Source organism: Gracilibacillus ureilyticus (assembly GCF_900111195.1).
Taxonomy (GTDB): domain Bacteria; phylum Bacillota; class Bacilli; order Bacillales; family Amphibacillaceae; genus Gracilibacillus; species Gracilibacillus ureilyticus.
Map to the genome: position 1 here is coordinate 118,865 of NZ_FOGL01000006.1, position 18,871 is coordinate 137,735.

At 36.2% G+C, this 18,871-nt stretch carries 21 protein-coding genes; 18 read left to right on the forward strand and 3 right to left on the reverse strand.

Annotation, left to right across the window (positions count from 1 at the left end):
- Window positions 1-13: 13 nt before the first annotated feature.
- Both BMW36_RS08020 and BMW36_RS08025 read left to right on the forward strand, forming a co-directional pair.
- Window positions 14-574: an RNA polymerase sigma factor gene (locus BMW36_RS08020; protein ID WP_175480381.1), complete on the forward strand. Its 561-nt coding sequence runs from the start codon at window positions 14-16 to the stop codon at window positions 572-574.
- 1 nt (window position 575) lies between these two features.
- Window positions 576-1,283 (forward strand): anti-sigma factor, encoded by a 708-nt coding sequence (locus BMW36_RS08025; RefSeq protein ID WP_089740347.1) that lies wholly within the window; start codon window positions 576-578, stop codon window positions 1,281-1,283.
- A 75-nt stretch (window positions 1,284-1,358) separates the two neighbouring features.
- Here BMW36_RS08025 and mreBH read toward each other — a convergent pair whose 3' ends face one another.
- A complete protein-coding gene (gene mreBH / locus BMW36_RS08030; RefSeq protein WP_089740348.1) occupies window positions 1,359-2,366 on the reverse strand; it encodes a rod-share determining protein MreBH in 1,008 nt (335 codons plus the stop codon).
- A 214-nt stretch (window positions 2,367-2,580) separates the two neighbouring features.
- Between mreBH and BMW36_RS08035 the strand changes: the two genes are divergently transcribed.
- Genes BMW36_RS08035 through BMW36_RS08060 form a run of 6 tightly spaced genes read left to right on the forward strand, consistent with a single transcriptional unit; the run spans window position 2,581 to window position 7,397 of the window.
- Window positions 2,581-3,228: an MOSC domain-containing protein gene (locus tag BMW36_RS08035; RefSeq protein WP_089740349.1), complete on the forward strand. Its 648-nt coding sequence runs from the start codon at window positions 2,581-2,583 to the stop codon at window positions 3,226-3,228.
- A 6-nt stretch (window positions 3,229-3,234) separates the two neighbouring features.
- Window positions 3,235-3,603, forward strand: a complete 369-nt coding sequence (locus BMW36_RS08040) for a DnaJ family domain-containing protein (RefSeq protein ID WP_089740350.1) — start codon at window positions 3,235-3,237, stop codon at window positions 3,601-3,603.
- 13 nt (window positions 3,604-3,616) lie between these two features.
- Window positions 3,617-5,734, forward strand: a complete 2,118-nt coding sequence (locus BMW36_RS08045; protein WP_139180301.1) for a putative bifunctional diguanylate cyclase/phosphodiesterase — start codon at window positions 3,617-3,619, stop codon at window positions 5,732-5,734.
- A 55-nt stretch (window positions 5,735-5,789) separates the two neighbouring features.
- Window positions 5,790-6,254: a low molecular weight protein-tyrosine-phosphatase gene (locus BMW36_RS08050; protein ID WP_089740351.1), complete on the forward strand. Its 465-nt coding sequence runs from the start codon at window positions 5,790-5,792 to the stop codon at window positions 6,252-6,254.
- Window positions 6,255-6,285: 31 nt separating this feature from the next.
- Window positions 6,286-6,558 (forward strand): YtxH domain-containing protein, encoded by a 273-nt coding sequence (locus BMW36_RS08055; protein ID WP_089740352.1) that lies wholly within the window; start codon window positions 6,286-6,288, stop codon window positions 6,556-6,558.
- On the forward strand, window positions 6,555-7,397 hold the full coding sequence (locus tag BMW36_RS08060; protein WP_089740353.1) for a YihY/virulence factor BrkB family protein: 843 nt from the start codon (window positions 6,555-6,557) through the stop codon (window positions 7,395-7,397). Before BMW36_RS08055 ends, BMW36_RS08060 begins: the two co-directional genes overlap by 4 nt.
- 105 nt (window positions 7,398-7,502) lie before the next feature.
- On the opposite strand, the gene BMW36_RS08065 is transcribed toward BMW36_RS08060, so the two are convergent.
- Window positions 7,503-9,440 (reverse strand): heavy metal translocating P-type ATPase, encoded by a 1,938-nt coding sequence (locus BMW36_RS08065; RefSeq protein ID WP_089740354.1) that lies wholly within the window; start codon window positions 9,438-9,440, stop codon window positions 7,503-7,505.
- A gap of 304 nt (window positions 9,441-9,744) precedes the next feature.
- Between BMW36_RS08065 and BMW36_RS08070 the strand changes: the two genes are divergently transcribed.
- Together BMW36_RS08070 and BMW36_RS08075 are read left to right on the forward strand one after the other, a co-directional pair.
- Entirely contained in the window at window positions 9,745-10,647 is a 903-nt protein-coding gene (locus BMW36_RS08070) for a transporter substrate-binding domain-containing protein (protein ID WP_089740355.1), read from the forward strand.
- Between the two features lie 14 nt (window positions 10,648-10,661).
- A complete protein-coding gene (locus BMW36_RS08075) occupies window positions 10,662-11,327 on the forward strand; it encodes an amino acid ABC transporter permease (protein WP_089740356.1) in 666 nt (221 codons plus the stop codon).
- A 221-nt stretch (window positions 11,328-11,548) separates the two neighbouring features.
- Here BMW36_RS08075 and BMW36_RS08080 read toward each other — a convergent pair whose 3' ends face one another.
- Window positions 11,549-12,310, reverse strand: coding sequence for a class I SAM-dependent methyltransferase (locus BMW36_RS08080; RefSeq protein WP_089740357.1), 762 nt, complete (start codon window positions 12,308-12,310; stop codon window positions 11,549-11,551).
- Window positions 12,311-12,428: 118 nt separating this feature from the next.
- Here BMW36_RS08080 and BMW36_RS08085 point away from each other — a divergent pair, with 118 nt between their 5' ends.
- From BMW36_RS08085 to BMW36_RS20310, 8 genes are all read left to right on the forward strand, one after another.
- The gene (locus BMW36_RS08085) at window positions 12,429-13,283 is read left to right on the forward strand and encodes a LysR family transcriptional regulator (RefSeq protein ID WP_089740358.1); all 855 of its coding nucleotides are present in this window, start codon (window positions 12,429-12,431) and stop codon (window positions 13,281-13,283) included.
- Between the two features lie 78 nt (window positions 13,284-13,361).
- Window positions 13,362-14,297, forward strand: a complete 936-nt coding sequence (locus tag BMW36_RS08090; RefSeq protein ID WP_089740359.1) for a prenyltransferase/squalene oxidase repeat-containing protein — start codon at window positions 13,362-13,364, stop codon at window positions 14,295-14,297.
- Window positions 14,298-14,443: 146 nt separating this feature from the next.
- A complete protein-coding gene (locus BMW36_RS08095) occupies window positions 14,444-15,592 on the forward strand; it encodes an NAD-dependent epimerase/dehydratase family protein (RefSeq protein ID WP_089740360.1) in 1,149 nt (382 codons plus the stop codon).
- A gap of 35 nt (window positions 15,593-15,627) precedes the next feature.
- Window positions 15,628-16,779: a glycosyltransferase family 4 protein gene (locus tag BMW36_RS08100; RefSeq protein ID WP_089740361.1), complete on the forward strand. Its 1,152-nt coding sequence runs from the start codon at window positions 15,628-15,630 to the stop codon at window positions 16,777-16,779.
- A 30-nt stretch (window positions 16,780-16,809) separates the two neighbouring features.
- Window positions 16,810-17,259, forward strand: a complete 450-nt coding sequence (locus tag BMW36_RS08105) for a GtrA family protein (RefSeq protein ID WP_089740362.1) — start codon at window positions 16,810-16,812, stop codon at window positions 17,257-17,259.
- 70 nt (window positions 17,260-17,329) lie between these two features.
- Window positions 17,330-17,722: an OsmC family protein gene (locus BMW36_RS08110; RefSeq protein ID WP_089740363.1), complete on the forward strand. Its 393-nt coding sequence runs from the start codon at window positions 17,330-17,332 to the stop codon at window positions 17,720-17,722.
- A 60-nt stretch (window positions 17,723-17,782) separates the two neighbouring features.
- The gene (locus BMW36_RS08115) at window positions 17,783-18,547 is read left to right on the forward strand and encodes a YfkD family protein (RefSeq protein ID WP_089740364.1); all 765 of its coding nucleotides are present in this window, start codon (window positions 17,783-17,785) and stop codon (window positions 18,545-18,547) included.
- A gap of 152 nt (window positions 18,548-18,699) precedes the next feature.
- A complete protein-coding gene (locus BMW36_RS20310; protein ID WP_175480382.1) occupies window positions 18,700-18,858 on the forward strand; it encodes an SE1561 family protein in 159 nt (52 codons plus the stop codon).
- The last annotated feature ends 13 nt before the right edge of the window (window positions 18,859-18,871 follow it).

Below are 18,871 nucleotides of genomic sequence, written 5' to 3' on the forward strand. Positions count from 1 at the left end.
GAGGGCGATGATTTTGGATGATCATTTGTTAATTAAGCAGATGGCTGAAAATCAGAAGAATGCTTTTGATCTTTTTTATGAGAAATATCACCGGTATATTTTCCAGATTGCCTATAATATTATAAAAAACCGCTTAGAGGCAGAAGATATTTGCCATGATGTACTAATTGAAATCTACCAAAAAGCAAATCAATACAGCACAGACAGAGGTAGTGTTAAAGCATGGATTGCAATCAGAACAAGGTCAAGGGCATTAGATCGGCTGAGAAAAAAGACCGAACTTTTGGCGAATAAGATGGAAGATATATTAACAAAGGTAAGCCCTGCTGCAGATCAGTATGTTATAGAAAATATGGAAAAGGAAGTGTTGCAGAGAGCATTAAACCGTTTACCACTTGAACAACGACAGGCGATTTACTATATGTATTTTGATCAGTTTACACAAAAAGAGATCGCGCTGGAACTGGGCCGTCCTCTTGGATCAGTTAAATCATCTGTGAGGTATGGACTTCAAAACCTTCGCAAACAGAAATCATTGCTAAGATGGATCAGCTCAAGTGGAGGTGACAAGTGAGATGAATAAGAAACATGTCAGAGAAGAGGAAATAATCGACTTTCTTAATGGAGATACAGAGGAATCAGAGAATTTTAAAATAGAAGAACATATATCAGAATGTGAGCAGTGTAAACAGTTATACTTATTTTGGCAGGAGGCATTGCCAACTGGTAATGAAACGATTCCATCACCATTTCTGAAGATAAGAGTTGATAAACGACTAAAAAGAGGATGGCTTCAAAAACGGCAAATTCAAAAACCATTTGCTGTTGCCGCAGGTATGATGATAATTATGATAGTATGCCTGTCACTGCCTGATTTATTAAGACAATCAGTAACAACAGAACCAAAGTATGAAATATTCCAAAATAGTGAAATTAAGGATCAGGAGATCTTTGTGAGTAATCCGCAAGTGGAAAAACAGGAAATTGTGCCGATTGCAAATAATGAGGTCAATGGAGAAGTGTGGGTTAACAATGAAACCTCGGAGATATTATTGGAATTATACGGATTATCAGGTTTGGATCAAAACGATCATCAACTATGGATAGTAGATCATCAAAACCGGGCAAAAGGTGAAATTTTAATGGTGGAAAACGGAACGACAAGAGTTTTGTACAGGCTGGATGATTTATCTCATTATAAATTTCTGAAAGGAAGCCTTGAACCATTAGGGGGGAGTCATCAACCGACAGGTCCTGAAACCTTTTTTGTTACCTTTGAATAATGGAAGGAAAGATCAGTTAAATAAAGCAGCAAAAATCGAGCAGACTGCCCGGTTTTTGCTGAGGTTTCATAAAAGCTATTTAGCGGCTTTTTGCAGTTTCTGGATCATTTTTAAGGAACGTCCTGTGCCGATAGCAACAGATTCCAGTGGATTTGGAGCGATATGCACTGGTACCATAATTTCACTGGACAACCATTCTTGCATGCCTTGTAATAAAGCACCACCGCCTGTAATAGTTATCCCCTGGTCTACAATATCTCCACTAAGCTCTGGCGGACAATTTTCCAGTGTATCATGGATCGCATGAAGAATTGTTTCCAACACTTCTTTGATTGCAGATTGCACTTCTGTGGAACGAATGGTAATCACCTTTGGCAAACCTGTTACAAGATCTCGGCCACGAACTTCCATTGTTTGCTCAGGGTGATCTATCAATGCATAACCAATTTCAATCTTAATATTCTCAGCAGTACTTTCTCCAATTAATACATTGTAGTTCTTTTTAATATATTGAATAATCTCTTCATCGATGTGATCACCGCCGACACGAACAGATCGACTTGTAACAACACCACCAAATGAGATTATCCCAACCTCACTCGTACCGCCACCAATATCAACAATCATACTAGCTTGTGGCTCCGAAACAGGTAAATCTGCTCCAATTGCTGCTGCGATTGGTTCTTCAATTAAATGTACTTCTTTCGCTCCAAAACTTTTGATAGCATTATCAATCGCTCTTCTTTCTACAGCAGTACTTCCTGTTGGTGTACAAACAACTACACTAGGTTTACGCATTGATAAACCTGATTTTTTGCCAACTTTTCTTAAAAAAGCTGTCAGCATTTGTGTAGTTGAATCAAAGTCTGCAATTACTCCATTTTTTAGCGGTCTGACTGGTATAATATGTCTAGGTGTTTTACCTATCATACTTTTTGCTTCATTTCCGACAGCTACAACGGCATTCGTCCGTGTGTCCAGTGCCACCACTGCCGGTTCATTTAAAATAATTCCTTTTGACTTTGTATATATTAAGATATTAGCAGTACCTAAATCTATACCGATTTCTGTATTTGAAAACATTAATAGTAACCTCCATGTTGTAGCATAATTTATCCTCTTCTATAATTGTTCTAGTTTAAAGAAGAAATTATGACCGTACTTGGAGTGGAATTTAATGTTAGTTGTTTGTTTCTTTCATACTATTTCGACTTTATATGATAATTTTCTTATAATGTTAAATTTTTCTGAAATATCCGGTATAATATAGATATGAGGATCAGGAAGGAGCTCGTCAATGAACTATGAAATTGTTTCCTTAAATGTTGGACAGCCTCAATTACATCAGTTTGGAGGCCAGGAAATACATACCGGATTTGTCAAACGGCCTACAACTGAAGTGTGCTATTTGACAATGACCGGATTTTGCGAAGATGGACAAGCCGACCTGAAAAACCATGGCGGGGAAGAAAAAGCGTTACTAATGTACGCAGAAGACCATTATACATACTGGGAAAGTTTATATAAACTTAACTTTACTTATCCATCTTTTGGTGAGAATATAACTGTTAAAGGATTAACGGAAAAAGACTTATATATAGGGGATATCTTCCAGCTTGGGGAAGCATTTATTCAGGTTTCCCAGCCCCGTCAGCCATGTTATAAAATTGCCGCATATCATCAGATAAGAAACATACCTGCTGAGGTTACAAGAACTGGATTCAGTGGATATTATTTTCGAGTATTGAAGGAAGGTAAAGCTTCTTCACGTGATAAACTGATAAAGGTGGAAGAATCAGAATCGAGAGTAACACCATATGACATATTTGACTGTCTGTTTCACCAAAGGGAAAATAAAGAAAAAATGAAACAATATGTAGATATCAGTACATTATCGGCTAATGTAAAAAGTACTTTTAAGAAGAGACTGATGAAGTTAGGGTGAGAAGTCTTGGACATTTTTACACAGTTAGCAGAGGAAAAAATTAAGCAAGCTATTAGGAATGGGGACTTTGACCATTTAGATGGAAAGGGAAAACCTCTTAAATCTGATCTGTTGTCACATGTACCTGAAGATTTGAGAATGTCTTACCGTATTATGAAAAATAGTGGCTATTTACCTGAAGAAGTGGTATTAAAGAAAGAGATAGTTTCTCTGTGTGATTTGTTAAAATTATGCCGGGATGCAGCTGAAAAGAAACAGTTAGAAAAACGATTGTCTGAGAAACAACTTAGATTTCAGATGCTTATGGAAAAACACCAGTTTAAGAAAACTTCGGGGTACAAAAAATATCAACATAAATTGAATCGTTTATTCTAGAGGAGAAAATATCATGATAAATGGAAAAGGTATGAAGTTAACTTCGATAAATCATTTATTTAATAACGAGCAATTAACAGACAAATTAAATAAATTAATGAATGAAGACACTGAAACTAAAAGAGAAGTGATTCATGGAGAAATTCAGGAACAATTCAACAGTGTAAGCAAACTGTTCCATATAATTGAACAAGTTGTTTCCTATGCTATTTTTGATAGTGAATACCGGCTGGTTTATTCAGAGAAGGATTTAAACAAACAGGCAATTTCCACTTTATTTCACTCAACAAACTCTTTTTTAAATATTACTAAGGAAGTTATTGAAAACGGAAAATGGCAAGGTAAGGTTTATCTAAATAACTCAAATAATGAGAAAACGTGGTATAACGCCCATGTTTTCCCGTTTGCGCAAAATGAAGACAAGCCGGATTTATTTGTTATGGTCCTGATGGAAGTTTCAGAAAATGAATCGATTATGGAGAAAGATGCAGGGGTAATTCAATCTAGTTATACGAAAATGCTACAAGAGGTCATGAATCTTATCTTCAAATTAAAAAAGATAGATGGTCAAATGATTTTTACATTTATGGAAGGTAAGTTATCCCAAAAGTTAAATATTTCTAAAAATCTTAATGAAATAATTGAGCAACTAGATCAGGATACATGCCTGCTGCTGAAAGATAAAGTAGATAGCGCATTCCATGGTGAAGAGGAAGTATTTAAGTTTCAATTTAAAGGATTACATCTAAAAGCAATGTTATCTCCTCTACTTGAAGACGGGTTTGTTACCGAAATAGTTGGAACAGTGATTGATATTTCGTCCTTTGATTACTCTATCAAGCAAATAGAACATATAGTAAACCATGATTCGTTAACAGATTTACCAAACAGACAGAAGTTAATGAAAGACATGGAGTTATTTATACATAATGATGCGGAAAATAAACCAAAAGCAGTAGTATTCTGTGACTTAGACAGGTTAAAAAATATCAATGATACGATAGGCCAGTTTGCAGGTGATCAGGTTATTACTATGATTGCTGAGAGAATTGATGCGATGATCCCTGATGGCAGTTATCTCTATCGTTTAGATGGGGATGAATTTGTAATAGTATTTGGCCGTCTTACAGAGGATGTGAATCATTTAACCAAACAGATCTTGCAAAAAATAAGGCAGCCAATCGTTATTGCCAATCATGAGTTTTATATAACGGCAACAATGGGCATAAGCTATATTGAGGAATTTGCGAATGAAGCTGAAGAATATATTAACAGAGCTAGCATTGCCCTTCATTATGGAAAGGTACATGGTGGTAACCAGGTGTATGAATACAATAAACAAATGAGCCAAACCTATAATGAATTACTATTATTAGAATCTGATATAAGAAAAGCTTTTAAATTGAACGAATTTAAACTCGCTTATCAGCCGAAGGTAGATGTTCAAACAAATCGTATTGTTGGTGTGGAGGCGTTAATAAGATGGGAACATGGGAAAAAAGGGAAGATCCCCCCATCAACCTTCATACCGATTGCTGAAGAAATTGGTATGATACATGCAATTGGTGAATGGGTACTTTATGAAGCATGCCGCCAATTCATGCGTTGGAAAGAAGCAGGAGCGGAACCCGTAATAATTGCAGTCAATGTATCAGCGATTGAGTTGCAGCAGGCTGACTTCCTCTGTAAAGTAAAAAATGCTATTAATGAGACAGGTATGGATCCAAATTACTTAGAAATAGAAATTACAGAAAACAGTGTGATGCAAAATACAGATGCATGTATTAGAACGATGAAAGAGTTAAGGAAAATGGGTATTTCTTTATCTATTGATGACTTCGGGACAGGGTATTCGTCAATGGGTTATTTACAAAAATTCCCAATAAACTTTTTGAAAATCGATCAATCATTTATTAAAGATTTATTTACAGAGTCAGGTAGTGCGGAGATCATCAAAGCAATGATACAGTTAGGTCATACATTTGGTTTAAAAGTAGTAGCAGAAGGTGTGGAAGGTGAGCAAATTTTAAGCTTTATCCGTGATGAAGACTGTGATTATTATCAGGGGTATTTTTACAGTAAGCCGCTGGATGCCAATGAAATAGGCATGAAACTAAACAGTTTACACTAACGAAACGTGCAAATTATGAATATTAGGATTAACCAGAAGGAATAGGTGGTAGTATATGATTAAAGTATTATTTGTATGCTTAGGGAATATTTGTCGCTCCCCAATGGCAGAAGCAGTGTTTCGACAAATTATACACAGAGAAGGGATGGAAGATCAATTTTATATTGATTCAGCTGGAATGGGTGATTGGCACATTGGGAAACCTCCGCACCATGGAACACGCGCAAAGTTAGATGAAATGAATATCTCTTATAAAGGACAAAAAGCGAGGCAGATTGAATTAAAGGACTTAAATGAGTTTGATTACATTATTGCTATGGACGAACAGAATATGAATGATTTATCTAGTTTAGGGAAACATTCAGAAAATACCGTGGTTAAAAAATTAATGGATTTTGTTAAAGATGCAAAAGAAAAGGATGTTCCCGATCCGTATTTTACGAAGAATTTTGATTACACATACGAACTAGTAAAAGAAGGATGCGAACAATTATATTCATTTATATTAAAAAAACAGTAACATAGCAGTGAAAAGAAGGGGTGGATAATCAATGGGTAAACAACTGTTAATAAAAGGAATGATAGCAGGAGCGGTAGTAGGTGGATTATTAACACTTTTCGATCGCGATACAAGGAGTTTTGTGAATAAAAAGTGCCTCCAATCTAAAGATAATTTGAAGTATTATGCTAAGCATCCCGCTGATTTTGTCCATCAGATAAATGAAAATTATCAAAAATGTTCTAAACAGCTAACTAGCGGATTATCAACAGCAATGGATATGCTCCAGCAATTAGAAGATGTGACCAGGAATAAAGAAAAATGAAAAAGCAGAAATGGCTGGATAATCCGTTCATTGTATTCCTGAAGCAATTATTTAAAAGAATTAATGATGATGATGTTCCAGGCCTTGCTGCACAATTATCCTATTTCTTTCTATTGTCTTTATTCCCTTTCATGATCTTTCTCGTAACATTGATTGGATACCTGCCATATAGTGATATTGATGTAATCAATTTTATTTCTAACTATGCACCAGAGGAAATTAACAAATTGCTGAATGACAACATTACTCAGGTAATGAATAACCGTAACGGCGGTTTGTTATCTGTCGGGATAATTGGTACACTCTGGTCCGCATCAAACGGGGTTAATGCCTTAATGCGCGCATTTAATGAGGCGTATAATATCGACGAAGAGAGATCATTTATCGTAGTGCGCGGGATTTCTATTATTTTAACAATTGCAATGGTATTTGTTATTTTAATTGCATTCGCGCTTCCGGTGTTTGGGCGTATGATAGGGGAGTATATCTTCTCGTTCGTCGGTCTGTCCGATGACTTTATTTCCCTGTGGGAGACCTTGAGATGGGTTATTTCATCTGTCATCTTTTTCATCGTTTTAACTGCATTATATTTACTAGCTCCAAGTAAACGTGTAAAATTTAAACATGTCGTAATAGGTGCGGTTTTTTCAACGATTTGCTGGCAGTTAACATCATTAGCATTCTCTTATTATGTATCATCAATTGGTAATTATTCTGCAACATATGGCAGTCTTGGTGGTGTAATTATTTTAATGCTATGGTTCTATTTATCAGCAATGGTTATTATAGCTGGTGGAGAGATCAATGCGCTTTACGAGAAAAAGAAACTTGCAAAATAATATGAAGATAACAGGACACAGATGCAATTGACATCTGTGTCCTGTTAGTTTAAGTGAATCTCACATCACAACTTAGGAAAACTATCATTTATAAAATCTCATCATTTAGTTGCGCAATAATCTTAATCCATTAAGAATCACAGCGATAGTACTTCCTTCGTGTCCGATGACACCCAATGGTAAGTCAATAACCTGCATAAAGTTAGAAGCAATTAAACCTGAAATGATAATAATAGAAAAGATAATATTCTGCTTTATAATCCGGTTCATTTTACGAGATATTTTCACGGCATCCACAATCTTAAGGAGATCATTTTTTACCAATACGATATCTGAAGTTTCCAATGCAACATCCGTACCTGCCCCCATAGCAATTCCGATATCAGCTGTAGCTAATGCAGGAGCATCGTTAATACCATCACCTATCATTGCAGTTGTATTGGAAGAGTGGGACAGTTTCTTGATTTCTTTCACCTTGTCAGCTGGTAAGCAATTTGCTTTATAATAATCTATCCCGATTTTAGAAGTAACAGACATTGCGGTGTCCTCATTATCACCAGTTAACATAACCGTTTTAATACCTAAATCGTTAAGAGCATCTATTGCTCGAATCGCGTCATCTCTTATTGGATCTTCCAAGGCAAATAATGCACAAATTTCTCTATTTTTAGCAACATAGACTACTGTTTTACCCTGCACTTTAGCTTGGCAGTTGGGAAATGTGTGTAAAAAATGCTCTGCTTTTTCTTTGCCGATTAATTCAGCATTTCCTATCTGCCAAAAGTTCTGATCATCATTTGCTTCCATTCCTTTGCCTTCAATATGAACCATTTTCCGGATATCGGGAGTATACATGGTATTCTCATTTTTACACCAGGTGGTTAATGCTGTTGCTAATGGATGGTTTGATTGATTCTCCATCTCGCTGACAACTGAAATTAACTCTTCCCTGTCTGTATATGGCAGGATGAAAACATCAGTGATAGCAGGTTTTCCCTTTGTTAATGTCCCTGTTTTATCGAAGGCTGCCACTTCGATTTTTCCTAGTGCTTCAACATGTACCCCACCTTTAAAAAGTACACCTTTTCTTGCGCTATTTGAAATGGCTGACAATGTTGCTGGCATAATAGAAGCAACTAAAGCACATGGGGATGCGACTACTAATAATATCATTGCCCTGTAAATAGTATCCTGCCATGACCAGCCAAACAGGAAGTGTGGCAGAAACATCATCATCCCGACAGTTACCAGTACAACTTTCACATAGGTACTTTCGAATTTCTCAATAAAAGCTTGAGAGGGTGATTTTTCACTTTGGGCTTGTTGAACAAGGTGAATAATTTTTTGAAATAATGTTTCATTTGCCAACTCATTGATTTCCACAGTAATACTGCCATTTAAATTAATCGTTCCAGCGAAAACTTGCTGATTTATTGATTTGCCTATTGGCATCGATTCCCCTGTTAGTGTACTCTCATCAATTGATGTGCGCCCATGCCGTATAATTCCGTCTGCCGGAATCCTTTCCCCAGCTTTTATAAATATTTGGTCACCGATTTTAAGGTCTAAAACGTGCACAGTTTTGGATCCGTCCGGTGAAATAAGCAGTGCTGTTTCTGGCTGCAGTTCCATCAGTGATTTTAATTCTTTTTGGCTGTTTTCTTCTGTGTAACTTTCAAGGGCTCCTGATAAAGCAAATATGAAAATTAGAATAGCTCCCTCAGTCCAGTATCCAATAGAAGCAGCACCAATAGCAGCGATAATCATCAGGAGTTCAACGTTTAAGGTGTGATCTCGCATTGTCTCGGTAATACCTTCTTTTGCTTTAGCGAATCCCCCGATCAAGAAAGCACTGATTAATACGGTGTAAAAAACCCAATCATTCACTTTATCGTGTAAAAGCCATGAAATGAGGATTAAGATCCCGCTGAATATTGCGGCAATTAGCTCACGGTGTTTAGTTAAAGTTATGATTATTTCCTTTCTGCTTTTTCTGGACTTAAATGGCATATTGTTTATAATCATTCTAATATAATTACTCATTATTCATCCTCCTTATAGTTTATTGAGAACCAATATCAAAGAATTGGGCTGTTGATAATAATAATCATTTTCGTTATTAATAATTATTATAAACTAATAATTAATTTAATTATAAGTGTTTCAGGTGAAAAGTCAACATGGGCAGATAGGAATTTCTTTTCCGTTTTGTTAAAGGAAGAAACAAGTATTATAACAGGGTAGGTAAATATATAGTTACAGAATCCAAAAAGGTTGAAAAGCAAAGGATAAACTGTTATCTTTTATTTGTTAGAATATATATAACAATTTAAAGGGGTGGACAGTTTTGAAAAAAATATTTTTAATTTTCATATTCTTGCTTACAGGTTTGTTAGTGGCATGTGGAACAGCAAACGAAGAAAGTAAAAATACGGAGGATAACAAAGCAAACTCAGAAAGCTCAGACGAAAATACATCTGAGAATGTTGATAAGAAATGGAAGGAAATTGAGGACAGAGGTGAGCTTATTGTTGGTACTTCCGGCACATTAATCGGAGCCTCCACCTATAAAGAAGGTACAGAAGAATTGACCGGCTATGATGTGGAGATAATGAAAGAGGTTGCTAAAAGATTAGGGCTGGAAGTGAAATTTGAAATTATGGGCATTGACAGTATGCTCCCAGCTATTCAGAGCGGAAGGATTGATGTCGCAGCAAATGACATTGAAGCAACAGACAACCGGAAAGAACAGTTTATCTTTTCGGATCCCTATAAGTATTCGTACACCACAATGGTTGTAAGAAAAGACGATTATTCCGGCATAAACAGTTTAGAAGATTTAGAAGGAAAACGAGCTGGTGGAGGAGCAACAACTATTTACAGTCAAATAGCTGAACATTTTGGTGCGGAAGTTGTTACATATGGAAATGCTCCAAATGAAGCATACTTAAGAGATGTCGATAATGGTAATACTGACGTCATTGTGAATGACTATTATCTGTCGAAATTCGGTGTCGCTGCTTTTCCGGAATTTAATATTATGTTACATCCTGAATTGAAATTCCATCCAACAGAACAAGCTGCAGTTATGGCTAAAGATGCGACTGTTTTGCAGACGAAAATTAATGAAAAGCTTGCTGAAATGCGTGAAGATGGTACATTGTCTGAACTGGCAATTGAATTTTATCAAGAAGATGCTTCTCAAAAACCCGAAGAGGAAATTGAGGAGATTGAAGGTCTTGATTTATAAGGTGTGAGATACCGATGCAGGATTTTTTTGATGTAAAGCTAGCCCTGGAAAATTTACCTTTTATATTAAGCGGTTTGCCGATGACGATTGCTGTATCCTTCGCATCAATGGTATTAGGGCTTATTCTTGGGTTGTTTATTTCCCTTGCAAGAAGCTCTGACTTAATACTTTTAAGGTATCCGGCAAGAATTTATATTTCTTTTATGAGAGGTACACCAATTTTAGTATTTTTATTTATTTTATATTATGGTTTACCGATGATTGAAATTCGAATGTCAGCATATATGGCTGCAGTAATAGGATTCGGTCTGAATAGTGCTGCTTATATTGCAGAAGTGATTCGTTCCTCACTCAATAGTGTCCCAAATGGTCAATGGGAATCTGCGAAGGCTCTAGGATTTAACTATTGGCAGACATTGAGAAAGATAATCTTACCGCAAGGTGTAAGAATTGCAATGCCGCCACTAACCAATGTATTTTTAGACCTTGTTAAAGCTACATCTCTTGCAGCTGTTATTACTGTTCCGGAGTTGTTTCAGAAGGCACAGATTGCGGGAGGAAGGGAATTTGACTCGCTAACAATGTATATTTTAGTAGCGCTAATTTACTGGCCGCTATGTATCATTATTGCATTTTTTCAGGAAAGAATGGAAAATCGATTCAGTCGGTATGTTAAGTGAAAAACACTCTAGCAACTGAACTTTCATTAATCATAAAAGAGGGTGGGACATACCAATTATGTCCCATCTAAAAAAGAATATTAAATTGAATAAAACAGATAAAAACTACTCAAGGGATGATCCCCTGAGTAGTTTTTTGCCATGACTTTTCATCAGTACCGTACCCCAAAAAGCCTTCGCTCGAGATTTTCCGGTCGCCAAGGTGTTCAGCTCACCTCCGATTATCTTGAAGTCTCCTTTATCCCTATTACACGGATTCTCTTATAATCTGCAATCCATTTACCATCTATATACATCTGCTCTTTTAAATTTGATTCAATATTTACTAAAATTTGGTCTTTCTCCTTTTCACTCGTTTGGTTGAATAAATGGGAAGCGAACATTTCAATCCATTTTCGTAATCCATCTTCTCCTTCTAAAGGTGTTGGGCGATCAAAATGCTGTGCAAAAACAACCCTGAATCCGGCATTTTCCATTAATGAACTGTATTCACCTATAGTTGGGAAATACCATGGGAAAAGCTCCGAATCTTCACTGATGTTAAATTGTTTCTTCAATTGATCTGCAATCAAATGAATATTACCTTTACCACCAAACTCAGCAACAAACCTTCCATCAGGTTTCAATGCTGAATAAATATTGCTTATTGCCACTTCCGGCTGTTTTACCCAATGAAGTGTAGCGTTTGAAAAAACAGCATCAAAATCTCTATCAAAGTTCATTTGTAAAATGTCTGCCACTCTAAAATCAATGTGAGGGTATTTTGCATTTGCCTGGTCTATCATATTTTCTGATTGATCAATACCAATTACTTCTACTCCCCTTTCTGTTAACTGGTTTGCCAAATCCCCTGTTCCACAACCAATATCAAGAATTTTTTCAGAGCTTTTTGGTGCTAAAATTTCGATAATATCACCGCCAAATTCTGAGACAAACGCATGCTGTTGATCATATAAATTTGCGTTCCATAAATCTTTTTTCATAGAGCTACACATCCTTTTTAAGAAGTTAGTGTAATTATATGGGAATATGTATATAATGAAAATTAATTAAAAATTCGATTTTTGATAACATACTGTTATTGATAAGGTGGAACTAATAATGGATATGAAGTGGATAAAAACTTTTGTTGTTGCAGCAAAATATGAAAATTTCAGAAAATCATCAGAAGAGTTATTTTTATCACAGCCTGCTGTTACTAAACATGTGAAGAGATTAGAGGAACATCTTCATAGTGATTTGTTTGACAGAACAGGAAAAATAGTCAAGTTAACAGCAGCTGGTAAACAATTTCTTCCATATGCTAAAGAGCTATTAGCAGCCTATGAAAAGGGGATAACAAACTTCGAATCATGGAAACAAGGGTATTCAAGGAAACTAATCATCGCTGCGGCACCGCAAATTGCATCATCTTTCCTCCCTGAACTATTGAGTAAATTTATGAATATCCATCCTGATATAGAAGTCCTCGTCAATGTGAAGAGTTCCTTCGAAATTGGTGAGGAAATCTATAGAGGAGATGCTGATATTGGGCTCTCCAGAATCGAACCCCTTCAAAATGAATTAATGATGCAAATTATCCAGAATGAGCCTGTTATATTAGTTGGACCTGCGAAGAGACAACTTACTGAAGCAGAAGCATTGAACAATTACAGACTAATTACACACAATCATCCAGAGTATTGGGATACTTTATTAATTGATATTAAAAGATATTTTCCTGGATTACAAACAATGGTAGTAAATCAAATGGAAGTAACAAAAAGATTCATTGAAAGTGGTTTGGGTGTCTCTTATTTACCTGTATCCATCGTTAGAAACGAAATGGAGCAGAATAAATTGCTTGAAATTAAATCGAAAATAATCACACCGCCGATTTCCAGGACATATATTTTGACAAAAATAGAGACAAGTGAAGCAAAGGAGTTTATCAGCTTCTTGAGAAAATCCATTTAAAATTAAAAAGTACAAAAGTGAAGGGATTAACGCTTTTTTAGAGAATAGTAAATATATCAAATAAGTTGAGGTGATTATATGAAAATATCAAGGGAAACTTTTGAGAAAACAAGTAGATGGCTAAAACGGAATGCGAGGCCATTAGAGGTTGCGAGATGGAATCATTTATTCAAAGGGAATAACAAGAACAAAGTGATCGAAATATTAGAAGCATATCAAAATGAGGATGGGGGATTTGGTCACGGGATAGAGCCTGACTTCTGGCTGCCTCAGTCTTCTCCTATGGCCTCCTGGTATGCAGGTCAAATTCTGGCAGAGAATGGAGCAGATAACGATGATGGAATAGTAGGAAGATTAATCGGCTATCTAATAAAAGAATACGATCCTGATAAAAGATTATGGTCATCTGTTCTTCCAGAAAATAATGTATATCCTCATGCTCCCTGGTGGCACTGGGAGGAAAAGGTTCAAGATAACTGGATGTTTAATCCTAGTGCTGAACTGGCTGCATTCATCTTGAATTGGTCCTCACAAGCAAGAAACCGCGAAATCGCAACAAAAGTAATCAATGAAGCTTTAAAACGGCTGATGGTGGCAGAGAAAATGGATTTCCATGAAATTAATAATTATCAACAATTATATTATAGTCTGAAAATGAAGGAAGACGAAATGGAAACCCAACTATCATTCACTATCGATCAAATTTATCATAAATTAAAAAACCTTATAGAGCAAAGTGCTGAGGTGGATGTAAATGCTTGGTCAACAGGCTATAAACCACTCCCATTAAATTTTGTTGTAAGTGCAGATGACCCTTTCTGTCAGATCTTTGGTGACTTGATTGAAGATAATTTGAATTTCTATATAGAGCAATTAACAGAAGAAGGTATATGGAAAATTCCATGGAGCTGGGAACAATATCCTGACGCATTCCCTGTCGCAAGAAGGTATTGGGAAGGTATTATAGTTGTGAACAGATACAAGGTTCTTCATGCCTTTAACCATGTAATTTAATTTGGGAACAATGTATTGCCTAAGCTAAGTGTACTTTAAAATTGTGTAAATATTCAGATTATAATTTTTAATATTTTTTTCGCTATGATAAGATGAAAGATGAATATAATTTTAGTAGTAATAAGATGACAAAAAGAGGTGTAAAAATGAAGATCATAGTAGCAGGTGGAGATGGATTCTGCGGTTGGCCAACCGCTCTTTACTTATCACAGAAAGGCCATGATGTATCCATTATTGACAGCATGGTAAGAAGAAAGATTGATAGAGAACTGCATTCTAACTCATTAACACCAATAGCAACATTGGAAGAGCGTGTCGCGAAATGGAAAGAGTTAACAGGGAAAGAAATCCGTATATATGAGGGTGACTTAGTTCATTATGATTTCTTAAAAGAAGTGTTAAAAAGAGAGATGCCAGAAGCTTTTGTTCATTTTGCTGAACAGCGATCTGCACCATACTCTATGATTGATCGTGAACATGCTGTTTATACTCAAAACAACAACGTCACAGGTACATTAAATGTACTTTTTGGAATAAAAGAAATAGTTCCTGATTGTCATTTGATAAAATTGGGTACACTAGGAGAGTATGGAACACCGAATATTCAAATCGAAGAGGGCTATATAGAAATTGAACATAAGGGACGTAAAGACGTTCTGCCTTTTCCGAAACAGCCAGGTTCTTTTTATCACCTGTCAAAAGTCCATGATAGCCATAATATAATGTTTGCTTGTAGAATCTGGGGTATCCGTGCAACGGATTTAAATCAGGGAATTGTATACGGTTTAGATACAGAAGAAACTAAAAAAGATCCTGTTCTAACAAACAGGTTAGATTATGATGGGGTGTTTGGAACAGCACTGAACCGATTTATTATCCAATCAACAATAGGTCATGACCTTACCGTATATGGTAAAGGTGGCCAAACTCGAGGTTTCTTACATATTAAAGATACGGTTCGTTGTATCGAAATTGCAGCAGAGAATCCGGCAGATAAAGGTGAATTCAGGGTGTTTAATCAATTTACAGAAGAGCACAGTGTAGGGGATTTAGCTGAAAAGGTACAGAAAGTAGCTAATGAAGAAGGGTATCCGACCCATATAGCCCATTTAGAAAATCCGAGAGTGGAATTGGAAGACCACTTTTTCCATGCGGAAAACACGAAATTGAAAGATTTAGGGTTAGAGCCGCACTTACTGGATGAGGAAGTAATTCGGGAAATCCTCAGAACAGTCGTAGCGCACAAAGAGCGTGTAATTAAAGAAAACATATTACCACAAGTTAAGTGGAAATAATCATAATAACAATACACCATTAAGGATGGTTTTCTATGAAGATATTAGTGATCACAGAGACATTCCTGCCATCAACCGATGGGGTTGTGACACGCTTAACCAACAGTATCCGTTATTTTTTAAAATCAGGTCATCAGGTGCAGATTATTGCACCTGATCTTGGTGTATATGAGTTTGAAGGAGCAAAAGTCATTGGAGCAAAAGCAACAAGACTTTTTTTCTATCGGTCGAAAAAATTTGCCATGCCAACAAAGAAAATAAAAAAGATGATTCAGGAATATGATCCAGATATAATTCATGTGGTTAATCCCGCTTTGCTAGGAGCTTCTGGAATACATTATGCTAAAAAACTGGGTTACCCTTTGCTGGCATCTTACCATACTCAGGTACCTAAATATGCTGATTACTACCATTTGTCGATCTTTAAAGGGTTACTATGGTGGTATTTTCGTAAACTTCACAACATGGCAGACATTAATTTATGTACTTCGCAGGTGGTGCATCAGGAATTAATCGACCAGGGTTTTAAAAATGTCCATGTATGGAAACGAGGTGTTGACACCTCCATGTATCACCCTCGTAACTATAAAGAAGCTATGCGTAAAAGGCTTACAAATGGACAAACTAGTAAGAAACTGCTCCTGTATGTAGGAAGGTTAGCGCCGGAAAAAGAAATTGAAAAAATAAAACATGTACTTAAAGCATCTGATCAATTCGTTTTGGCAATCGTGGGGGATGGTCCGTACCGTGATGTGCTGGAAAGACACTTTCAAGGAACAAATACTGTGTTTACAGGATTTATTTACAAGGAAGAGTTAGCTAGCGCATACGCTTCTTCTGACGTTTTTGTTTTTCCATCAACAACAGAAACATTAGGATTGGTAATTACAGAAGCAATGGCATCAGGTTTACCAATTGTAGCGGCAAAGAGTGGACCAACTTGTGAGCAGATCGAGGATGGACAAACTGGTCTTTTGTATGATCAGCATGTGGAAGGTGATTTTACCAGAACCGTTCTCCAGTTTGAAGATGAAACGTTGAGAAAAAGACTTGCGAAGAGGGCACGGGAGGAAATAGCAGATATGGGGTGGGATACTCAATCTAAACAAATCCTTGATATATATCAAAATTTAACAGGCGGTAAACGGACAAGTTATGGAGAAATGGATAAAGGTAATGAGCAATAGTGAATAAACTGGCATCACTGGAGTGGCTTTATGGATAGAGAGAAAAGAAAAAGTGGAGGTTTTCAGTTTTTACAATTTGGAATTATCGGGGTTGGGAATGCATTAATAGATATCGGAATGCTCAACCTTCTGCTAATACTTTTCTATACGGAAGATCGAATGCTGTTACTAGGATATAATACAATTTCTTATCTTTTAGCTGTTTCCAACAGTTACTTCTGGAATGCAAGTGTGACATTTAACCGAACTTCAAAAGGGAGCGGTTATCAGAGGATCGGTTTTGTAGTTCAAGCGCTTATCAGTCTGGGGATAAGCAATATTGTGTTTATTGGACTGAACAGCTTCATGGAATGGTTAGGGGTACTCAACTGGTTGAGGTACAATATAGCGAAAGGTCTGGCGATGCTCCTGTCTTCACTTGCCAGTTTTTTTATGGTGAAATATTTTGTATTCAAGGATTATAAGAAAAAGAAATGTTAAGCACATTATCCCGCTAATTTCCTCCCGGTATGCTACACTAACATTAAATATACAGAAGGAGGTATAATGCGTGGACTTTTATCTTAAAGAGGGTGGCATAAGAACAAGGTTGCCATATGGAGAACTGGACATTTCAGGTAATGAAAACTGTGGATACAGACCATTTCAATTAATGGTAGCTTCAGTTGCAGGATGTAGTGCATCTGTTTTTCGCAAAGTTCTGGAAAAGAAAAGAATAGTGATAGAAGATTTACACATCAGTGCAGAAGTGACACGCAATCCGGAAGAGGCTAATCGAATAGAGTCTATTGAATTACATTATGCGGTGAAAGGCGCTCACTTAGATCGAGAAAAACTCGAAAAAACATTGGAAATTGCCAGGAAAAATTGCTCGATGATCAGAACAATTGAAAATGCTGTAAAAATAACGGAAACCCTCGAAATAATTAAAATAAGTGACTAAAACTGACGAATAATTCTTCCTTTCTTCCTCAAACTAAGCAAAAAAGGAAGGAACGAAGTAATGAAAAAAATTGGACTCTCTATTATATTGGTGTTTTTTTTAGGCATGAATTCGTTATCTGCAGAAAAGCTTGAGATACCTAATCATGTTGTTTCAATCGAAAAGGAAAATACTTCACAGCAAATGAAAGAAGAAGAGGCAATAGTTGAGCCGAGTAAATTCGTTAAAGAGCTGATTGACAATATTGATATTAAAATAGAAAATCCTGATTTAATCAAAATGCTGAATGAAACAGACATAAACCCTTCACCAATTGCCATAGGCTACCGCGGTAATGTCTACTTAGGTCATTGGCCTTTAAGGTATGACTCATCTGATTCAAAGGTGAACTGGGAATTTCAATTGATTAATACCAATGAAGCAAATAATTATAATGGTGAAAAAAATATTGCAATTAATTATGAACAGTTAGAAGAAAAACATATTAAAGGCGGACTTACATCAAAAGTTAGCCATCCAGAGCAAATAATGAAGATGATAATTAATTCAGTTGAGAAGAAGCATGCTTTTCCTTTAACTTTCCATGCGGTGTTTGGAAAAGGTACCAGACTGAGTCAAACGTATGATGTTCCGCTAAATAAGGTTGGTGCATTAAAAGCTTACGCATCAGCATTGCAGGAAAGAGGACAGATTACATTTGGCGAAGTTTATATTGAACTAAAAGGCTCCAAGAGAAATCTTGTGATAAAAAATGTAACAAAACAAGATATCGGGGCATTTATTCCTGTAGAAAATCATGTAGCATTTTCATATAAGACATACTAAGACGCAATCCATTTGATTGTGTCTTTTTTGGATCTTCCGGATAAAGACCCTCTATTTGTGAAATAACAGAGGAGGGTGGACAATACAGGGAAAATACATTAGTATTGTCAAGGGATTTGAAAAAAACATTAGAATAAAAAGGGGTAACAGCGATGTCGGAAAATAATGAAAAAATACTTCAGCTAAGACAGCAGTTGGAACGTTTTATTGAGCAACTGGATCAATTGGATCCTGAGGAGACATCTGTGGAAGATGTCGATAACTTAATTCAGTTAGTTGAAAAGATTGAGCAGAACTTAGACAGAAAATAAGAGAGGGTAATTT